We start from the raw sequence: 17708 nt of genomic DNA on the forward strand, positions 1-17708 counted from the left end.
CCCGAACGCTCGCACTCCCGTGCGCGTTCCTCGACGCGTATCGTGATTGCCGCCGATCGGCCACTCTGACCAGGCGCGTCTTGCATGGTGGAATGGGAGACGGGCAGCCCCCGGCCGCCTCGGACGGTCTCGCCGCTCCCGATGGCCGTTCCGCCTCCGAAGGCCTGGCCGCGCCCGACGGCCGCGCCGCCCTCGAAGGCCTGACTGCTCTCGACGGTCGCGACGCCTCCGACGGTCTTGCCGTCTCCGACGCCCGCGACGCTTCCAACGTCCGCGCCGCCTTCGACGCCCGCGCCGCCTGAAAAGCCCGGCGGCCCCGGCCACGAGGCGGCCGCCGGTTCTTCGTGTTCTCGCGTCACCGGATGATCGGGGCCGCCCCGGGTCCGGTCATGAGGGGCGGCGGTCCTCCGGCTCAGCCCTCCGCGCGCTTCTGACGCTCGTTGTAGGCCCTCATCCGGGGTGGGTAGCCGGTCAGCTGCACGTCGTAGACGGGCAGGGCCAGGTCGCGGGCCACCTTGCGGATCACCGCGGGGGAGCCGACCCGGCGCCGGGTCCACTCACCGTCGTCGGCGACGGCCACCGCCGTGGTGTTCGTCGCGAAGGTCTCGGGCTCGACGTAGAACTCGACGCCCCGGCGTGACTTCGCGAAGGCGATGAGCGCCTCGATGTCGGCATCGGTCGTGGCGCGGTCGTACTTGGCGATCTTCGGCCCGCGCAGGCGCCTCAACCCATAGCGATCTCGCCATCTCATATTTCCTTGTATACCTCTCCTGCTCGTTCCATGGCGGAAGGCCAGGGATGGGTCTCAGGGGCTTATGGGGGTTCATCCTGATATACGGGGCCGACAATCTGGACGAGCATTGAGGTCGAAGCGGCGACGAAAGGGTATCGGTCTCATGGCAGGCACAGCGACACCAGCGGGCCCGGGGTACGGGGGAGTGCCGGCGACGGGCCCTCAGTTCGGTCACGCGGGGCTTCGGGTCAGCAACCAGGATCGCGAGCAGGTGGTCGAGCACGTCCAGACCGCCTACGCGGAGGGCAGGCTCGACAAGGTCGAGTTCGACGACAGGCTGGAACGGGCGATGACGGCCCGCGTCCACGGCGACCTCGTCCCGATCATGAACGAACTGTACGGCACGCACCCGGCCAGGCCCGCGTCCTACCCGCCCGTCGCGGGCCAGGTCGCGTACGGTCATCACCCATACCCCGGCAGGCGGGGGGAGACCGGAGCCGAGCGGCTGGGCGCGGTGGCGGCGCACCTGCTCCCGCTGATCGGCCTTCCCGTCGTCGGCCCGGCGGTCATGATGTTCACCGCGGGCAAGACCTCGCGCTACGTCCGGGCGCACTCGGTGGAGGCCCTCAACTTCCAGCTGACGATGCTCGCGGCCACCATCGTGCTGGCGATCACGTTCATAGGCTTCGTGCTGACGCCCCTGCTCTGGATCGGCGGCGTGGTCCTGTCCGTGGTCGGCGCCGTGGCCGCGGCGGGCGACGGCGACTTCCGGTACCCCCTCACCCTGCGTCTCGTGAAATGACACCGGCGGTGTCTCGTGAGACGGCACCTACGGTGTCTCCCGGGTCGACGCCCGCGCGAAACGACACGCGGGGGAGATGACGCCCGCGCGGCGGGACGTCAAAGCACAAAAGTGTCAGAGCACGAGGGCGTCAGAGCACAAGAGCGTTAGAGCACGATGCGGACGTCGGAGCACGGGGGCGTCAAAGTACAAAACGTCGGAGCACGGGGGCGTCAGAGCATGAGGGAGCGGACCATGTCGACGGTGTCGGCCTGGTCCGCCGTCTTGTCGGTGCGGTAGCGGATGACCCTGGCGAAGCGCAGCGCCATGCCGCCGGGATAGCGGCTCGACTGCTGCACGCCGTCGAAGGCGATCTCGACGACCATCTCGGGGCGGACGGCGACCGTCCAGCCGTCGGTGGGGCCCTCGGCGATGCCGAGGAAGCGGTCGGTCTGCCAGGCGAGCAGCTCGTCGGTCAGGCCCTTGAAGGTCTTGCCGAGCATGACGAACCCGCCGGTCAGCGGGTCGCGGGCGCCCAGGTGCAGGTTGGAGAGCCTGCCCTCGCGGCGGCCGCTGCCCCACTCGGCGGCCAGGACGACGAGGTCGAGCGTGTGCCGGGGCTTCACCTTGATCCAGCCGGCTCCGCGCCGCCCGGCGGCGTAGGGCGCCAGAAGAGACTTGACCACGACGCCCTCGTGGCCGCTTCTGATCACGTCCTTGAAGAACGCCTCGCCGTCCGCGACGTCGCCGGTGATCAGGCGGGGAGTCACCAGCTCCGGGGGTACGGCGGCGGCCAGGGCCGCATGGCGCGCCTCACCCGGCAGGTCGAGCAGGTCGGCGCCGTCGACCCTCAGCGCGTCGAAGAAGAAGACGCTCAGCGGGGTTCTCTCTCTCGCGCGCGGCACGTCGGTGCGGCTGGACACGCGGCCGGAGGTGACCTGGAAGGGCTCGGGGCGGCCGTCGGCGCGCAGCGCGATGACCTCGCCGTCGAGGACCAGGTCACGGGAGGGAAGGGCGCTCATCGCCTCGACCAGCTCGGGCACCTGTGCGGTGATGTCCTCCAGGGCACGGGTGAAGACGGTGATCCGGTCGCCCGAGCGGTGCGCCTGGACCCTGACGCCGTCGAGTTTCCACTCGACGGCGACCGGCCCGCCGAGCTTGCCGAACGCGGTCTCGATGGAGGTGGCGCTCTGGGCGAGCATCGGCGACACCGGGCGGCCGACCTCCAGGCGGAAGGCGCGCAGTGCCTCGACCCCGCCGCCCAGGGCGGCGGCGCCGACGGCGGGAAGCCAGCCGCGCAGCGTCAGCGCTCGTCTGACCTCGGTGGCGGGCACCCCGGCCGCCTTCGCCACGGCCTCGATCATCACTCCCTCGAGCGCCCCCTGGCGCAGCTCTCCCCGCAGCAGCCGTGACAGGAAGACCTGTTCCTGGCGGGTGAGGGCGCCGAACAGCTCGGAGACCAGCGTCTTGCGCGCGCCCTGCGAGCCGGGGCCGGACAGGGACTTGATCCGGTCGAGGAGGTCGTGGACCCCGCGCAGGGTGGCGGTGGCGGCCAGCCGGGGCTCGGGCGGATCCTGCAGGCTCGTCCAGCCCACTCCGACGTTGCGCTGCGGCAGCTCCCCGGAGAGGTAGGCGATGGCGATCTCCGCCTCGTCCGGCTCGACCCTGCCGAGCAGCTCCGCGAGGTGGGCGGTCTTCGCCAGCCGGGCGGAGCTGGCGGTCACGGCCGCCGAGGTGCGCGCGAGGTCGATCAACAACACAATGGCCAGCTTAAGAGCTACAAGCGGCATTTCGGTGAGGTGAAGCGCTGCTTTTCGGAGTCATCGCGTTTCCGGGAGGGCCGGACCCTCCCCGCGAACCCTCCTGAACCCCTCTGAACGTGAGGTGGCCGCCCGGTTAAGGCACGCGGGGGACGCCACCGGACATAGGGGACGTGGCCGGCGTGACGGACGCGAAGGGCGGGCCCCCCGTCGCCGGTGAGGCCCGCCCGTGCCGTTTCGCCTGGTGACGTCAGCTCGTGCCGAGCAGGTCCACGACGAAGATGAGCGTCTCTCCCGGCTTGATGCGGGCGCCCGCACCGGCGTTGCCGTAGCCGAGGTGCGGCGGGATGGTGAGACGGCGGCGGCCGCCGACCTTCATGCCCGCGACGCCCTGGTCCCAGCCCGCGATGACCCGGCCCCCGCCCAGCGGGAACTGGAAGGTGTCGCCGCGGTTCCACGACGCGTCGAACTCCTCGCCCGTCGAGAAGGCCACGCCGACGTAGTGCACGGTGACCTGGTTTCCCGGCTTGGCCTCCGGGCCGTCCCCTACGACGATGTCGACGATCTCCAGCTCCGAGGGCGGGGCGCCTTCCGGAAAGTCGATCTCCGGCTTCTCCAGTGCCACGTGGTTCTCCTTGGTTGGATACGCGCCGGTCGATTTCCGACCGGCCGGACGACTCTACGGGTTCCGGTGCGGCCACGAGAGACATGGGGGCCGTGACGGCCTACGCGTCGTCTTCGCCGAAGCCTCCATCGAAGGCTTCGCCGAAGGAACGGGGCGGGTGGCCTCGCGCACGGGGACGGCGGGACGCGCCGCCCGGGGTCACTTCGCGCGCGGGCGGCGGTCATCGGCGCCGCGGGTGCCCGCGGCGCGCGGAGTCATGAGAAGAGTCACTGGGGAGCGCTCTCTGAGAAAGAGAGTGACCCGCTCCGTGAGGAGTGTCAAGGGCTCGGTACGGCGTCATGGAACATGGCGGAAACGCGACCTTAATGTGACCTTTCACGGTGGGAACGCTCCATTCACCGAAAAATCCGGCCGCGAAATCTTTCTGACCTGCGGGAATGTCCGAAAGTCTGGGAGAGCGCTCTCCGTAAAAAGCTGATCGCCAGGCTCCGGTCGGCGTTGGGGGGACCGTTGACACGTAACCCGCTTGGCATCAATCTGCTCAGGGAGCGCTCTCTCCATGATCACTTATGAGGACCCTAGGAGGGTTCCATGCGTAAGTTACGCCAGCGGTTCCTCGCCCCGATGGTCGCCGTTTCCGCCCTGGCCCTGGGCCTTACCGCCTGCGGCGGCGGTGGCGGCGAGACCACCGGAAGCGGCGGGACGGCCTCCCAGCCGGCCGAGAAGATCAAGCTGACCGTCGGGCTCTTCAGCGACTTCCACTACGCGCCGCTGTACGAGGAGTTCAAGAAGACCCACCCCAACGTGGAGATCGTGGAGCGCCGCGCGCAGTTCAACGACCACCACACCAACCTCATCACCCAGCTGACCACCGGCGCGGGCGCCGCGGACGTGGTCGCCGTCGAGGGCGGTTACATCGGCGCCTTCACCCCCGTGCCGGACAAGTTCCACAACCTCAAGGAATACGGCCTGGACAAGCGCGAGAGCGAGTACCTCGACTGGAAGTGGAAGCTGGGCGTCTCCAACGACGGCTCCTCGCTCCTGGGCCTGGGCACCGACGTCGGCGGCCTGGCCATGTGCTACCGCCCCGACCTGTTCAAGAAGGCCGGCCTGCCCACCGACCGCGAAGAGGTCGGGGCGCTCTGGCCGACGTGGGACGCCTACATCGAGACGGGCAAGAAGTTCGTCGCGGGCAAGGTGGAGGGCGCCAAGTTCACCGACGGCCCCGGCGAGCACTTCCGCGCCATGGTCGAGCAGGCCCCCATCGGCTTCTACGACGCCCAGTACAACATCGTCGCCGCCACCAACCCCGCCGTGCGCCAGGCGTACGACACGGGTGTGAAGATGATCAACGAGGGTCTCTCGGCCAACCTCGCCGCCTTCTCGCCGCCGTGGAACACCGGCATCGCCAAGGGCACCTTCGCCACCATGGTCTGCCCGGCCTGGAAGACCGGCACGATCAAGGACCAGAAGCCCGGTGAGGGCACCTGGGACATCGCCGCGGTGCCCGGAGGCGGCGGCAACCAGGGCGGCACCCACCTGATGCTGCCCAAACAGGGCAAGCACCCCAAGGAGGCCGCGGCGCTGATCGACCTGCTGACCAACAAGGAGAGCCAGATCAAGCTCTTCACGGAGGCCAGCGCGCTGCCCTCGCTGCCCGCCCTGTACGACGACCCTGCGGTGAAGGACTACGTCAACCCGTACTTCGGCAACGCGCCGATCGGCAAGATCTTCACCGACGCCGCCAAGGCGCTCAAGCCGCAGCCCGTGGGTCCCAAGGCCGGTGACGTCCTGCAGGCGATCGGCAACGGCCTCCAGCGGGTCGACCAGGGCAAGCAGACCGCCGAGGAGGCCTGGGCGCAGGCGCTCAAGGACGTCGGCAGGATCAAGTAGTCGCCCCCGGCCGGCTGGTCTCGCACCGGTCGGCCACCTGCTTGTTCCCCTGTTCCCGCGAGCGGCGTGCGTCCCGTGCCGGTGAGCCGCGTGGCTCCCGCCGCGACGGGCCGCATGCCTCCCGCCGTCCGACGAACGCTGTCCGACGAACGCTGTCCGACGAACGCTGTCCGACGAACGCCGCCCAACGAATCGCCGAAAGGAGCTGCCATGGCCACCCGCGCGCCCGACCGCCTGGCGGCGGTCCCACCGAACAGGCCGGTGCGACCCAGCCGCCGCCTCCGCCGCCACCTGGTTCACCAACTCGACGTCAAGGGCTCGCCGTACGCGTACGTGGCCCCGTTCTTCCTGCTGTTCTCCGCCTTCGGGCTGTTCCCCCTGGCCTACACCGCCTGGGTGAGCCTGCACGAGTGGACGCTGCTCCAGGACGAGCAGACCTTCGTCGGCCTGGACAACTTCAGGACGCTGCTCGCCGACGACTACTTCTGGAACGCCACCTTCAACACCCTGTCCATCGGGGTGCTGTCCACCGGGCCGCAGCTGCTGCTGGCCATCTGGCTGGCCCACCTGCTCAACCGGCCGCTGCGGGCGCAGACCTTCTTCCGCATCACGCTGCTACTGCCCAACGTGACCAGCGTGGTCGCGGTGGTGGTCATCTTCAGCCAGCTGTTCGGCCGGGACTTCGGCATGATCAACTGGGTGTTCTCGCTGGTGGGCGTCGACGGCGTCGCCTGGAACGAGGGGGTGCTGAGCTCCCACTTCGCCATCTCCACCATGATCATGTGGAGGTGGACGGGCTACAACGCCCTGATCTTCCTGGCGGCCATGCAGGCCGTACCGCGGGAGCTGTACGAGGCGGCCACCATCGACGGCGCGAGCGGGATGACCCAGCTCCGCAGGATCACCATCCCGATGATCAAGCCCACGATCATCTTCGTCGTCATCACCTCGACGATCGGTGCCATGCAGATCCTCGCCGAGCCGCTGCTGTTCAGCTCCTACATCATCACCGGAGGGGTGGACCGGCAGTACCAGACGCTCTCGCTGTTCATCTACGAGAACTTCACCAAGCTCGACTTCGGCTACGCCTCGGCCATCTCCTGGATGATGTTCGTCTTCATCGTGGTGGTCGCCGGTGTCAACTACCTGCTCACCCGTCGCGGGAAGGGAGGGCTGACGTGAGCGCCCACACCGCCGTCTCCACGGCCCGCCGTCGCTCTGGTGGCGCCGCTCGCAGGCTCACCTACCTCACGCTGACCGCGGTGGCGTTCTTCTCGATGCTGCCGCTCTACTACAGCATCGTGGTGGCCTCCCGGGACAACGCGGCCCTGGCCGACGTCCCGCCGCCGCTGATACCCGGCGGCAACTTCTTCGCCAACGTCGCCCGCGTCTTCGACACGGTCCCCTTCGCCCTGGCGATGCTCAACTCCGTCATCGTCTCCGGCTCCGTCGCGCTCGCGGTGATGTTCTTCTCCACGCTGGCCGGGTTCGCCTTCGCCAAGCTGCGCTTCCGCGGCCGCAACGCCCTGCTCCTGCTCACCGTGGCGACGATGATGGTGCCGACCCAGCTGGGCATCATCCCGCTGTACATGCTGATGGTGAAGCTGGAGTGGACCGGCACCATGTACGCGCTGATCGTTCCCGCGCTCGTCAACGCGTTCGGCGTGTTCTTCATGACCCAGTACCTCTCCCGGGCGCTGCCGACCGAGCTGCTCGAGGCGGGGCGGGTCGACGGCTGCAGCACCTGGGGCCTGTTCTGGCACGTCGTGCTCCCGGCCGCCCGCCCGGCGGCGGCGGTGCTCGGCATGCTCACCTTCATGTCGGTCTGGAACGACTACTTCTGGCCGCTGGTCGTCCTGACCCCGGAGGATCCGACGGTCCAGGTCGCCCTGTCCACACTGGCCAGCGGATACGTCAACGACTACGTGCTCGGCCTGGCGGGTACCACGCTCGGCACGCTGCCACTGGTCATCGTGTTCGCTCTACTCGGCAAACAGATCATCGGAGGAATCATGCAGGGAGCGGTGAAGGGATGACCGTCGTCGGCACTCGGGGGGCCACCCTTACGGAAGGGCGTGCGGACTTCCCCACCGGTTTCGTCTGGGGCGCGGCCACCGCGTCCTACCAGATCGAGGGAGCCGTGAAGGAGGACGGCCGCGAGCCCTCGATCTGGGACACCTTCTCTCGTACACCGGGCAAGGTCGTCGGTGGTGACACCGGCGACGTGGCGTGCGACCACTACTTCCGCCACGCCGACGACGTCCGGCTGATGACCGAGCTGAACCTGGCCGCGTACCGCTTCTCGGTGGCCTGGCCCAGGGTCCAGCCGTACGGCAAGGGGTCCGTCAACACACGCGGCCTCGACTTCTACAGCCGCCTGGTGGACAGGCTGCTCGAAGCGGGCATCACGCCGTACGCCACCCTCTACCACTGGGACCTCCCGCAGGCGCTGGAGGACGCGGGCGGCTGGCCCGAGCGCGACACCGCCCACCGCTTCGAGGAGTACGCGGCGGCCGTGCACGCGCGGCTGGGAGACCGGGTCCGCAACTGGACGACCCTCAACGAGCCGTGGGTCGCGGCCTTCCTCGGCTACGGCAACGGCGTGCACGCGCCCGGCAGGACCGACGCCGCGGCGGCCTTCCGCGCGGCCCACCACCTGTTGCTGGGGCACGGGATGGCGGCGCGGGTGCTCCGAGAGGGCGGCGCGGAGGAGATCTCGCTGGTCCTGAACCTGTCACCGGTGATCACCCCCGCCCAGGTGGGCGACCCCGGGGCCGAGGTCTCGGAGGCGGACGCGGAGGCGGTCAGCCGGGTCGACACCCTGCTGACCAGGCAGTTCATCGACCCGGCGCTGCGCGGGGAGTATCCCGCGGAGTTTCTCGACATCGTCCGGCGCAACGGTGGCGTCGACCATATCGGGGACGGCGACCTGGCGATCATCAACCAGCCGATCGACCTGGTGGGCATCAACTACTACAACCCGTGCGTCGTGGAGGCGAGTCCCGGCGAGCGGGCCGACGCGGCGTGGCCGGGCAGCGAGGACATCCGGTTCTGCTCCGCGGACGGCGTACCGGCCACCGCGATGGGCTGGCCGATCGTGCCGAACGGACTCTCCCGCCTGCTGGTGCGGCTCTCCGACGACTACCCGGAGGTCGGCCTGATCATCACCGAGAACGGCGCGGCCTTCGACGACGTCGTGGAGGACGGTCACGTCCACGACACCCGCAGGACCGCGTATCTGGACGGTCATCTGCGCGCCGTGCACGCCGCGATCGCAGACGGGGCGGACGTGCGTGGTTACCTGGTCTGGTCACTGCTGGATAATTTCGAGTGGGCCGAAGGATACCGGCGTAGGTTCGGAATCGTGCACGTCGATTTCGCCACCCAGCGGCGCTTGCTCAAGGACAGCGCGTTGTGGTATCGCGATGTCATCACGCGTAACGGACTGTAGGGGAAGAACACGATGAGAAGACCCACCCTGGAGGCGGTCGCCGCCCGTGCCGGGGTCTCCCGGTCGACCGTCTCCCGGGTGGTGAACGGCCAGACCACGGTCACCGCCGACATCCGGGACCTGGTCATGCGCGCGGTGAACGAGCTCGGCTACGTCCCCAACGGGGCGGCGAGGAACCTGGTGACCCAGCGGACCAACTCGGTCGCGCTGGTCGTCTCGGAGTCGCCGAACCGGGTGTTCTCCGACGACCCGATGTTCTCCACCGTCATACGTTCGGCCAGCCTGGAGCTGGAGGCCGTCAACAAGCAGGTGGTGCTGCTGCTGGCCGGGTCGCCCGAGAGCCACGCCCGCGTGGAGCACTACATCGCCGGTGGCCACGTCGACGGCGTCATGCTGGTGTCCAGCCACGGCGCCGACCCGCTGCCGGTCGCGCTCACCCGGCTGCGCGTCCCGGTCGTCTCCTACGGCAGGCCCGCCGTGCCGGTCGAGATGCCGTACGTCGACAACGACAACGTCGACGGCGCCGCCACGGCCGTGCGGCACCTGCTGGAGCGGGGCAGGCGGCGCATCGCCACCATCGCCGGGCCGCTGGACATGATAGGCGGGCAGGACCGGCTGGCCGGATACCGCGAGGTGCTGCGCGACTCCGACCGGCGCTCGATCATCGCGGTCGGCGACTTCACCCGCGAGTCGGGGGCGGTCGCGATGCGGCAGCTGCTGGCCGACGACCCGGAGATCGACGCGGTCTTCGCCGCCAACGACCTGATGGCGATCGGCGCGATGCACGCGCTTCGCCAGGCGGGCCGGCGGATTCCCGAGGAGGTCGCGATCGTGGGCTACGACGACATAGAGGCCGCCCGCTACACCGATCCGCCGCTGACGACCATCCACACGCCGCACGCCGAGCAGGCCGCGGCCATGGTCCGCCTGCTGCTCGCCCTCTTCGAGGGCGGTCCCGCCGAACCGATGATCGTCCCCACCGAGCTGGTCGTCAGGGCGTCCTCGTAGCGTCCGGCCGGCCCCTGGGCCGTGCCCGCGCGGCCGTCAGGACACCGCGGGCGCGGGCGCCCGCCCAGCGGACCAGCGTCGGGGCGATCAGCCGGTCAGAACGCCGTGGGCAGGATGGGCGCGGTGACGGCGGGCTCCGCGGGCGGGGCGATCAGCGGTCAGGACGCCATGGCCAGGGCGGGCGCGGTGACGGCGGGCTCCGCGGGCGGGGCGATCAGCGGTCAGGACGCCGTGGACTCCCGGACGACCAGCTCGGTGGGGAGCATCGTCTGTGCCTTCTCCTCCAGGTCGAGGACCATGCGGGCGAGCTTGCGTCCCATCTCGACGGTCGGCTGCCTGACCGTGGTCAGCGGGGGCTCGGTGTAGGAGGCGGCCGGGATGTCGTCGAAGCCGATCACCGCGACGTCGTCGGGAACCCGCCGGCCCGCCTGGCGCAACGCCGGCAGCGCGCCCAGCGCCATCAGGTCGTTGGCCACGAACACCGCGTCGATCTCCGGGTCGTCGGCCAGCAGCTGCCGCATCGCCGAGGTCCCCGACTCGCGGGTGAAGTCGCCGACCGCCACGATGGAGCGTCGGTCGGAGTCGCGCAGCACAGCGCGGTAGCCGTTGAGCCGGTCGATCCCGGCGATCATGTCCTGCGGCCCGGCGATGGTGGCGATGCGCCGCCTGCCCCGCTCCATCAGGTGCCGCACCGCGCGCTCGGCGCCGCCGGCGTTGTCCATGTCCACGTACGGCAGGCTGCTGGGCACGGTCGGCCGGCCGCTGCACACCACCGGCACCCCGCGCCTGGCGAGGATGCCCGGCAGGGGGTCGGTGCCGTGCATCGACGCGATGATCACGCCGTCCACGTGGCCGTTGGTGGCGTAGCGCTCGACCCGCTGGTAGCCGCCCGCCATGCCGGTGAGCATCAGCACGAGCTGCTTGTCGGCCTCCTCGATCTCCATGCTGACCCCGCGGATGATCCCGGCGAAGGTGGGGTCGTCGGAGAAGACACGGGTCGCGGGCTCGGGGAAGACGAGTGCTATGGAGTCGGCCCGCTGGGTGACCAGGCTCCGCGCCGCCTGGTTGGGCACGTAGCCCAGCTCCTCCACGGCGCGGTTGACCGCGTCGCGGATCTGCGGTGCCACGCGCGTGGAGCCGTTGACCACGCGCGAGGCGGTCGCCCGGGACACACCGGCCCGGGCGGCCACCTTCTCCAGGGTTGGACGGGCCCTCACAGCCCGTTCCGGCGTACGACCTCGCTGTACCACAGGGCGCTGTCCTTGGGAGTGCGGCGTTGTGTCGTGTAGTCGACGTGTACGACACCGAACCGCTTGCGGTACCCTTCGGCCCACTCGAAGTTGTCCAGGAGTGACCAGACGAGGTAGCCGCGCAGGTCGGCGCCGCCCTCGATGGCCGCGTGCGCCGCGCGCAGGTGTCCGTCGAGGTAGGAGAGACGGCCGACGTCGTGCACCTCGCCGTCCTCGACGACGTCGTCGAAGGCGGCGCCGTTCTCGGTGATGATCAGTGGGGTGCCAGGATAGTCGCGCGAGAGCCGCAGGAGCAGATCGGTCAGGCCGAACGGCTGGACCGGCCAGCCCATCGCGGTCTGCGGCGCGTCGGCTCCGCCGAAGGCGATGCCCTCGCTGCCCGGGTAGACCGGGTTGGCGGGCTCGCCGGTGCTGACGGCCACGGTCTGCGGGTGGTAGTAGTTCACGCCCAGCAGGTCGATCGGCCGGCTGATGATCTCCAGGTCCCCGTCGTGGACGAAAGACCAGTCGGTGAAGCGGCGGGCCCGCTCGACGACGTCAGCGGGATACTCCCCGCGCAGCAGCGGGTCCAGGAAGATCCGGTTCTGCAGGCCGTCGACGAGCTCGACGGCCGGGGCGTCGTCGCCGATCACGGGGGCGAGGTTGAGCGTGATGCCGACCGTGGCGGCGCCCGAGGCGCGCAGCGCCTGGACGGCCAGGCCGTGGCCGAGCAGCAGGTGGTGGGCGGCGGCGAAGCCCAGCGCGGGCTCGGCGAGGCCGGGGGCGTGGATGCCCGACGCGTAGCCGAGGAAGGCCGAGCACCAGGGCTCGTTCAGGGTGGTCCACGTCTCGACCCTGTCGCCCAGCCTGCCGTGCGCGATGGCGGCGTAGTCGGCGAAGTGCGCGGCGGTCTCCCGGTTGGTCCAGCCGCCGCGGTCCTCCAGGGTCTGCGGCAGGTCCCAGTGGTAGAGCGTCACGATGGGGGTGATGCCGTTGCCGAGGAGCTCGTCGACGAGACGGTCGTAGAAGTCCAGGCCGCGCGGGTTGGCCGGGCCGGATCCGTCGGGCTGCACGCGGGGCCAGGAGATGGAGAAGCGGTAGGAGTGCAGGCCGAGGTCGCGCATGATCGCGACGTCTTCGGGATAGCGGTGGTAGTGGTCGCACGCGACGTCACCCGTGTGGCCCGCGTGAACCTTGCCGGGGGTCCTGGAGAAGGTGTCCCAGATGGAGGGTCCCCTGCCGTCGTCCCGGGCGGCGCCCTCGATCTGGTAGGCCGCGGTGGCGGCGCCCCAGACGAAGCCCTCGGGAAACCTCAGCGCGCCGGAGTCCTGAAGATGGTAGGACTTTTCGGCGGACATGGTCATGTCCTCACCGCCCCATTCTGTTCGGCTGTCACGTGAGAGCGCTCTCTGGAGCATCACGGTATCGCAAGGATGATGTCAAGAAAAATGAGACTGTAACCGTAATATCACAGTTCTTGACATCGCGTGGTGGGCAGACAATTCTTCCAGAGAGCGCTCTCACACTCCCCGGCAATTGTGTAAATGGAGGAAGGTTCCATGTCGCTCCTCTCTCGGCCTCGGCGTACCGCCCTTGCGGCGGGCACCATAGGGCTGGCGCTGGTCGTCACCGCCTGTGGATCCACGGAGCCCAAGCCATCGGCGGGTGGCGGCAGCAGCGCGGCCCCCGAATGCGCCGCCTTCAGCCAGTACGGCAAACACGAGGGCAAGACCGTCAGCATCTACTCGCCGATCCGTGACACGGAGGCCGACCTCTTCGAGCAGGCGTGGAAGCCGTTCGCGGACTGCGTCGGAATGAAGATCACCTACGAGGGCACCGGCGAGTTCGAGGCCCAGATCCAGGTCCGCGCCGATGGCGGCAACCCCCCGGACATCGCCTTCTTCCCCCAGCCAGGTCTCCTGGAGCGCTTCGCCAAGGCAGGAAAGCTCAAGCCGGCCTCCGAGGAGGTCAAGAAGCTCACCGCCGAGGGCTGGTCGGCGGACTGGGCCAAGTACTCCACCGTCGACGGCACCTTCTACGGCGCCCCGCTGGGCGCCAGCGTGAAGTCCTTCGTCTGGTACTCGCCGAAGATGTTCACCGAGAAGGGCTGGGCCGTCCCCAAGACCTGGGACGAGCTCATGACGCTCACCAACACGATCGCCGGCACCGGCGTCAAGCCGTGGTGCGCGGGCATCGAGTCCGGTGACGCGACCGGCTGGCCGGCCACCGACTGGATCGAGGACCTCATGCTCAGGGAGGCCGGTCCCGAGGGATACGACGACTGGGTGAGCCACAAGACCCCGTTCAACGACCCCAAGGTCACCGCGGCGGTCGACAAGGTCGGTGCGATCCTCAAGAACGAGAAGTTCGTCAACGGCGGCTACGGCCCGGTCAAGTCGATCGCCAGCACCGCCTTCCAGGAGGGCGGCGTCCCGATCACCGAGGGCAAGTGCGCCCTGCACCGCCAGGCGTCCTTCTACGCCAACTTCTGGCCCGAGGGCACCAAGGTCGCCGAGGACGGCGACGTGTTCGCCTTCTACCTGCCGGGCAACGACCCGGCCAAGAAGCCGGTGCTCGGCGCGGGCGAGTTCGTGGCGGCCTTCGCCGACCGTCCCGAGGTCCAGGCGGTCCAGGCCTACCTCGCCTCCGCGGAGTTCCCCACCGTCCGCATGAAGCTGGCGACCTACGTCACCGCCCGCAAGGGCGTCGACCCGGCCAACGCCCAGAACCCGATCGACAAGCTCTCCATGGAGATGCTCCAGGACCCGAGCACGGTCTTCCGCTTCGACGGCTCGGACCTGATGCCTGCCGCGGTCGGCGCGGGCACGTTCTGGAAGGGCATGACCGACTGGATCAACGGCAAGGACACCAAGACGGTCCTCGACTACATCGAAGCGTCCTGGCCTAAGTCCTGATATATCCCGACTAGTCCGGTCCCGCGTGACGCGGGACCGGGCCGTCGTCCGCCCGGCCCGATCCTTCCGGGAGATCCTCCGATGGACTTCGACTTCGCCGCCGAACTGCCCAAACTCGTCCAACTGCTGATCGGCGTCGCCGCGTTCCTCGTGGTGGTCGCGGTGGTCCTGCTTCTGGTCGACCGCGCTCCGATGCGGCGGCGCGCGTGGACCCACGCCACGATCCTGCTCCTGCCCGCCCTCCTGCTCCTCGCCATCGGCCTGGTCGTACCGGCCGTGCGGACCACCCTGCTGTCCTTCATGAGCGGTGACGGCAAGCAGTGGGTCGGCCTGGAGAACTACGCCTGGATGTTCACCCAGCCCGAGGCGGTGACCGTCCTGCGCAACACCCTCGTCTGGGTGCTGCTCGTCCCGCTGCTGGTGACCTCGGTCGGGCTGGTCTACGCCGTCCTGGTCGACCGCACCCGCTTCGAGTCGCTCGCCAAGTCGCTGGTCTTCCTGCCGATGGCGATCTCCTTCGTCGGCGCGGGCATCATCTGGCGCTTCGTCTACGCCTACCGCTCCGAGGAGCAGGACCAGATCGGCCTGCTCAACCAGATCACGGTCGCCTTCGGCGGCGAGCCGCAGCAGTGGCTCCAGGAGGCGCCGCTCAACACGCTGTTCCTGATCGTGGTCATGGTCTGGATCCAGGCGGGGTTCGCCACCGTGGTGCTCTCCGCCGCGATCAAGGGAATCCCCGCCGAGATCATCGAGGCCGCCCGGCTGGACGGGGCGACCCCGGTGCAGATGTTCTTCCGGGTGACGCTGCCGTCGATCCGCACGGCCGTGGTCGTGGTCCTGGTCACGCAGTCGATCGGCACGCTCAAGCTGTTCGACATCGTCCGCACCATGACCGGCGGCCAGTTCGACACCAGCGTCATCGCCAACGAGATGTACAACCAGGCGTTCCGGTACGGCGAGACGGGCAAGGGCGCGGCCCTCGCGGTCTTCCTGTTCGTCCTGGTGACCCCGATCGTGATCTACCAGATCCGCCAGCGCAGAGAGGCTCTCAGGTGACCGGGCGAGCAGGCCGGCCCGGCGCCGTGAGCACGCGGCGGGTGAAGGAGTCCACATGGCCACGTTGACCCAGACCATGGTGCGGCCCGAGACGACGACCGCCCCGCAGCGCGTACGGCGGAGGCTGAGCGGCAGGGTCGCCAGCGCCGTCGCGATCGTGATCGCCATCCTGTGGACCACGCCGACCTTCGGCCTGCTGCTGTCCTCGCTGCGCCCGGAGGACCAGATCAAGTCCAGCGGCTGGTGGACGTTCTTCTCCAGCCCGCAGCTCACGCTGGAGAACTACCAGGAGGTCCTGTTCGGCACCTCCTCGTCCTCCGGCCAGATGATGAGCTTCCTGATCAACTCGATCGTCATCACGATCCCGTCGGTGCTCTTCCCGCTGGCCCTGGCCACCTTCGCCGCGTACGCGCTGGCCTGGCTGCCGTTCCGCGGGCGCGAGTGGATCTACATCGGCATCTTCGCGCTGCAGATCGTGCCGCTGCAGATGTCGCTCGTCCCGCTGCTGTCGTTCTTCTCCGAGGGCGTGTCCGTCTTCGGCCTTCAGCTGATGCCCGCCTGGGATCTGGAGGGCCCCGCCCGGTTCATCCAGGTCTGGTTCGCGCATACCTGCTTCGCGCTGCCGCTGGGCGTCTTCCTGCTGCACAACTTCATGTCCGAGCTTCCCGGCGAGCTGATAGAGGCGGCCAGGGTCGACGGGGCCAGCCACGGGAAGGTCCTGCGCACGATCGTCCTCCCGCTGGTCGGGCCCGCGCTGGCCACCTTCGCGATCTTCCAGTTCCTCTGGGTCTGGAACGACCTGCTGGTGGCCCTGATCTTCGCCGGGGGCACCCCGGAGAGCGCCCCGATGACGGTACGGCTGGCACAGATGGCCGGTACCAAGGGCAACGAGTGGCAGCGCCTGACCTCGGGGGCGTTCGTCTCGCTGGTCATCCCGCTGCTCGTCTTCCTGTCGATGCAGCGCTACTTCGTGCGCGGCCTGCTCGCCGGAAGCGTCAAGGGCTGACCCCGCCCGCTTCGGGCTCTCCCACGTCCACCTCCCGGCGGGCGCCCCGGATCGGGGCGCCCGCCGGATGGTTTCCGGGCACTTCTCGCGAGGCGCCTCAGGAGGCGGGCCGCTCGGAACCGGCAGAACGGGCGGCGGGGCGGTCGGGAGAGGCCGGCTGCGCGGGGATCTGCTGCTCGGCGGTGCCGGGCCACTCCTCGCTGCCCGGCGGGGTGCTCTGTGAGGCGCTCGGGGTGCTGGGCGAGGTGTTCTGTGAGGCGCTCGGGGTGCTCGGGGTGCTCGGTGACGCGGGGGCGACGTCGTCCGCGGTGACCGGACGGCCGGAGAGGTCCGGGGCGTCCGGGACGTCCCGCACGTCGGGGCGGGCCGGAAGGTCCGCGGTGGCCGGTCGCGCGGCGTGGTCGGGGATGACCGGCTGCGGGGGCAGGTCGGAGGTGACCGGACGGCCGGAGATGTCCGGGGCGGTCGGCTGCGGGGGAACGTCGGTGCCGGGCGTCCGCGGGACGGTGTTCCCGGGGGAGGTGGCTCCGGCGGCGGCGGGGTCGTACAGGCCGGCGGACGGGGGAACCTCGACCACCATGGTGTCGGCCGGACCGGGGGTCGACTCCAGGATGGCTCGCGCGTGGTCCATGTGCGAGGCCGCGACCAGCACGTCGTAACGGCCGGCGACGATCGCGCTGCGCGAGGCGAAGTCCCGCTTGCCGCCGGTGAACATGTGGTTGATGAACCCGAACGCGGCGCCCATCACGGCACCCCACAGGGCCGCCCAGAGCACGAGCACGAAGAACGACAGCGTGGTCGAGGTGAACAGGCCGAGGAACATCCCCACCACGGCGCCGAAGGCCGCGCCGCTCCCGGCACCGGTGAGCGCGGCCCGCCCGTTGGTCATCCTGCCGGTGACGGTCTCCTCAAGTTTCAGGTCGCTGCCGACGATCGCCACGTTCTCGACGGGAAATCCCGCGTCGGAGAGCCCGTCCACGGTTCGCTGCGCCGCGAGGTAGTTGTCGTAACCTGCCAGGACCCTCCGGTCCACGACGACCTGCGTGTCCAGGCCGGTGGGCGTTCCATTCATGTCCGCTCGCCTTTCGGGGGTGGGGGATGGCTCGACGAGCCGACTACCCCGTGACCGTAGGAGGATGCGCGTCCTTCCCAGGGATCTCTCCACGGCGGCGAACCCCGGGAACGGTAAAAGAAATACCGACAATTTGGACATCGGTAAGGGCTTACCGTTAGGGTTTTCACGAGACGGCG

At 69.5% G+C, this 17708-nt stretch carries 16 protein-coding genes; 10 read left to right on the top strand and 6 right to left on the bottom strand.

From position 1 onward, the window contains the following. The first annotated feature begins 92 nt into the window (after window positions 1-92). Window positions 93-302 carry a hypothetical protein gene (locus ACSDR0_RS22890; protein ID WP_435290911.1) on the top strand — a complete coding sequence of 70 codons (210 nt, stop codon included), beginning with the start codon at window positions 93-95 and terminating at the stop codon, window positions 300-302. Between the two features lie 110 nt (window positions 303-412). On the opposite strand, the gene ACSDR0_RS22895 is transcribed toward ACSDR0_RS22890, so the two are convergent. Further along, the gene (locus ACSDR0_RS22895) at window positions 413-751 is read right to left on the bottom strand and encodes a hypothetical protein (protein WP_344747987.1); all 339 of its coding nucleotides are present in this window, start codon (window positions 749-751) and stop codon (window positions 413-415) included. A gap of 145 nt (window positions 752-896) precedes the next feature. On the opposite strand from ACSDR0_RS22895, the gene ACSDR0_RS22900 reads away from it, so the two are divergent. After that, on the top strand, window positions 897-1535 hold the full coding sequence (locus ACSDR0_RS22900; protein WP_435290912.1) for a DUF1707 and DUF4870 domain-containing protein: 639 nt from the start codon (window positions 897-899) through the stop codon (window positions 1533-1535). A gap of 212 nt (window positions 1536-1747) precedes the next feature. Here ACSDR0_RS22900 and ACSDR0_RS22905 read toward each other — a convergent pair whose 3' ends face one another. Beyond that, window positions 1748-3274, bottom strand: a complete 1527-nt coding sequence (locus tag ACSDR0_RS22905) for an ATP-dependent DNA ligase (protein ID WP_435290913.1) — start codon at window positions 3272-3274, stop codon at window positions 1748-1750. Between the two features lie 250 nt (window positions 3275-3524). Continuing rightward, the gene (locus ACSDR0_RS22910) at window positions 3525-3899 is read right to left on the bottom strand and encodes an FKBP-type peptidyl-prolyl cis-trans isomerase (protein ID WP_435290914.1); all 375 of its coding nucleotides are present in this window, start codon (window positions 3897-3899) and stop codon (window positions 3525-3527) included. Between the two features lie 591 nt (window positions 3900-4490). On the opposite strand from ACSDR0_RS22910, the gene ACSDR0_RS22915 reads away from it, so the two are divergent. From ACSDR0_RS22915 to ACSDR0_RS22935, 5 genes are all read left to right on the top strand, one after another. Next, window positions 4491-5792: an ABC transporter substrate-binding protein gene (locus tag ACSDR0_RS22915; protein ID WP_435290915.1), complete on the top strand. Its 1302-nt coding sequence runs from the start codon at window positions 4491-4493 to the stop codon at window positions 5790-5792. Window positions 5793-6002: 210 nt separating this feature from the next. Continuing rightward, window positions 6003-6974, top strand: a complete 972-nt coding sequence (locus ACSDR0_RS22920) for a carbohydrate ABC transporter permease (RefSeq protein ID WP_435290916.1) — start codon at window positions 6003-6005, stop codon at window positions 6972-6974. Beyond that, window positions 6971-7828 carry a carbohydrate ABC transporter permease gene (locus ACSDR0_RS22925; protein WP_435290917.1) on the top strand — a complete coding sequence of 286 codons (858 nt, stop codon included), beginning with the start codon at window positions 6971-6973 and terminating at the stop codon, window positions 7826-7828. The genes ACSDR0_RS22920 and ACSDR0_RS22925 overlap by 4 nt, the downstream gene beginning before the upstream one ends. Continuing rightward, window positions 7825-9243 carry a GH1 family beta-glucosidase gene (locus tag ACSDR0_RS22930; protein WP_435290918.1) on the top strand — a complete coding sequence of 473 codons (1419 nt, stop codon included), beginning with the start codon at window positions 7825-7827 and terminating at the stop codon, window positions 9241-9243. The genes ACSDR0_RS22925 and ACSDR0_RS22930 overlap by 4 nt, the downstream gene beginning before the upstream one ends. Window positions 9244-9255: 12 nt before the next feature. After that, the gene (locus ACSDR0_RS22935; RefSeq protein WP_435290919.1) at window positions 9256-10251 is read left to right on the top strand and encodes a LacI family DNA-binding transcriptional regulator; all 996 of its coding nucleotides are present in this window, start codon (window positions 9256-9258) and stop codon (window positions 10249-10251) included. Window positions 10252-10472: 221 nt separating this feature from the next. Here ACSDR0_RS22935 and ACSDR0_RS22940 read toward each other — a convergent pair whose 3' ends face one another. Both ACSDR0_RS22940 and ACSDR0_RS22945 read right to left on the bottom strand, forming a co-directional pair. Continuing rightward, window positions 10473-11468, bottom strand: coding sequence for a LacI family DNA-binding transcriptional regulator (locus tag ACSDR0_RS22940; protein ID WP_435290920.1), 996 nt, complete (start codon window positions 11466-11468; stop codon window positions 10473-10475). Next, the gene (locus ACSDR0_RS22945) at window positions 11465-12844 is read right to left on the bottom strand and encodes a GH1 family beta-glucosidase (protein WP_435290921.1); all 1380 of its coding nucleotides are present in this window, start codon (window positions 12842-12844) and stop codon (window positions 11465-11467) included. The genes ACSDR0_RS22940 and ACSDR0_RS22945 overlap by 4 nt, the downstream gene beginning before the upstream one ends. Window positions 12845-13039: 195 nt before the next feature. On the opposite strand from ACSDR0_RS22945, the gene ACSDR0_RS22950 reads away from it, so the two are divergent. The 3 genes from ACSDR0_RS22950 to ACSDR0_RS22960 all read left to right on the top strand — a co-directional run bounded on the left by ACSDR0_RS22950 (window position 13040) and on the right by ACSDR0_RS22960 (window position 16457). Further along, a complete protein-coding gene (locus ACSDR0_RS22950; RefSeq protein ID WP_435290922.1) occupies window positions 13040-14395 on the top strand; it encodes an ABC transporter substrate-binding protein in 1356 nt (451 codons plus the stop codon). A gap of 81 nt (window positions 14396-14476) precedes the next feature. Next, complete coding sequence (locus ACSDR0_RS22955) at window positions 14477-15451, top strand: carbohydrate ABC transporter permease (protein WP_435290923.1); 975 nt, start codon at window positions 14477-14479, stop codon at window positions 15449-15451. Window positions 15452-15506: 55 nt separating this feature from the next. Beyond that, window positions 15507-16457, top strand: a complete 951-nt coding sequence (locus ACSDR0_RS22960; protein ID WP_435290924.1) for a carbohydrate ABC transporter permease — start codon at window positions 15507-15509, stop codon at window positions 16455-16457. A 97-nt stretch (window positions 16458-16554) separates the two neighbouring features. Here the strand turns inward: ACSDR0_RS22960 and ACSDR0_RS22965 are convergent, their stop codons facing one another. Continuing rightward, window positions 16555-17529 carry a general stress protein gene (locus ACSDR0_RS22965; RefSeq protein ID WP_435290925.1) on the bottom strand — a complete coding sequence of 325 codons (975 nt, stop codon included), beginning with the start codon at window positions 17527-17529 and terminating at the stop codon, window positions 16555-16557. Between the last annotated feature and the right edge of the window lie 179 nt (window positions 17530-17708).

The sequence above is a fragment of the Streptosporangium sp. G11 genome (assembly GCF_051192615.1).
GTDB lineage: Bacteria > Actinomycetota > Actinomycetes > Streptosporangiales > Streptosporangiaceae > Streptosporangium.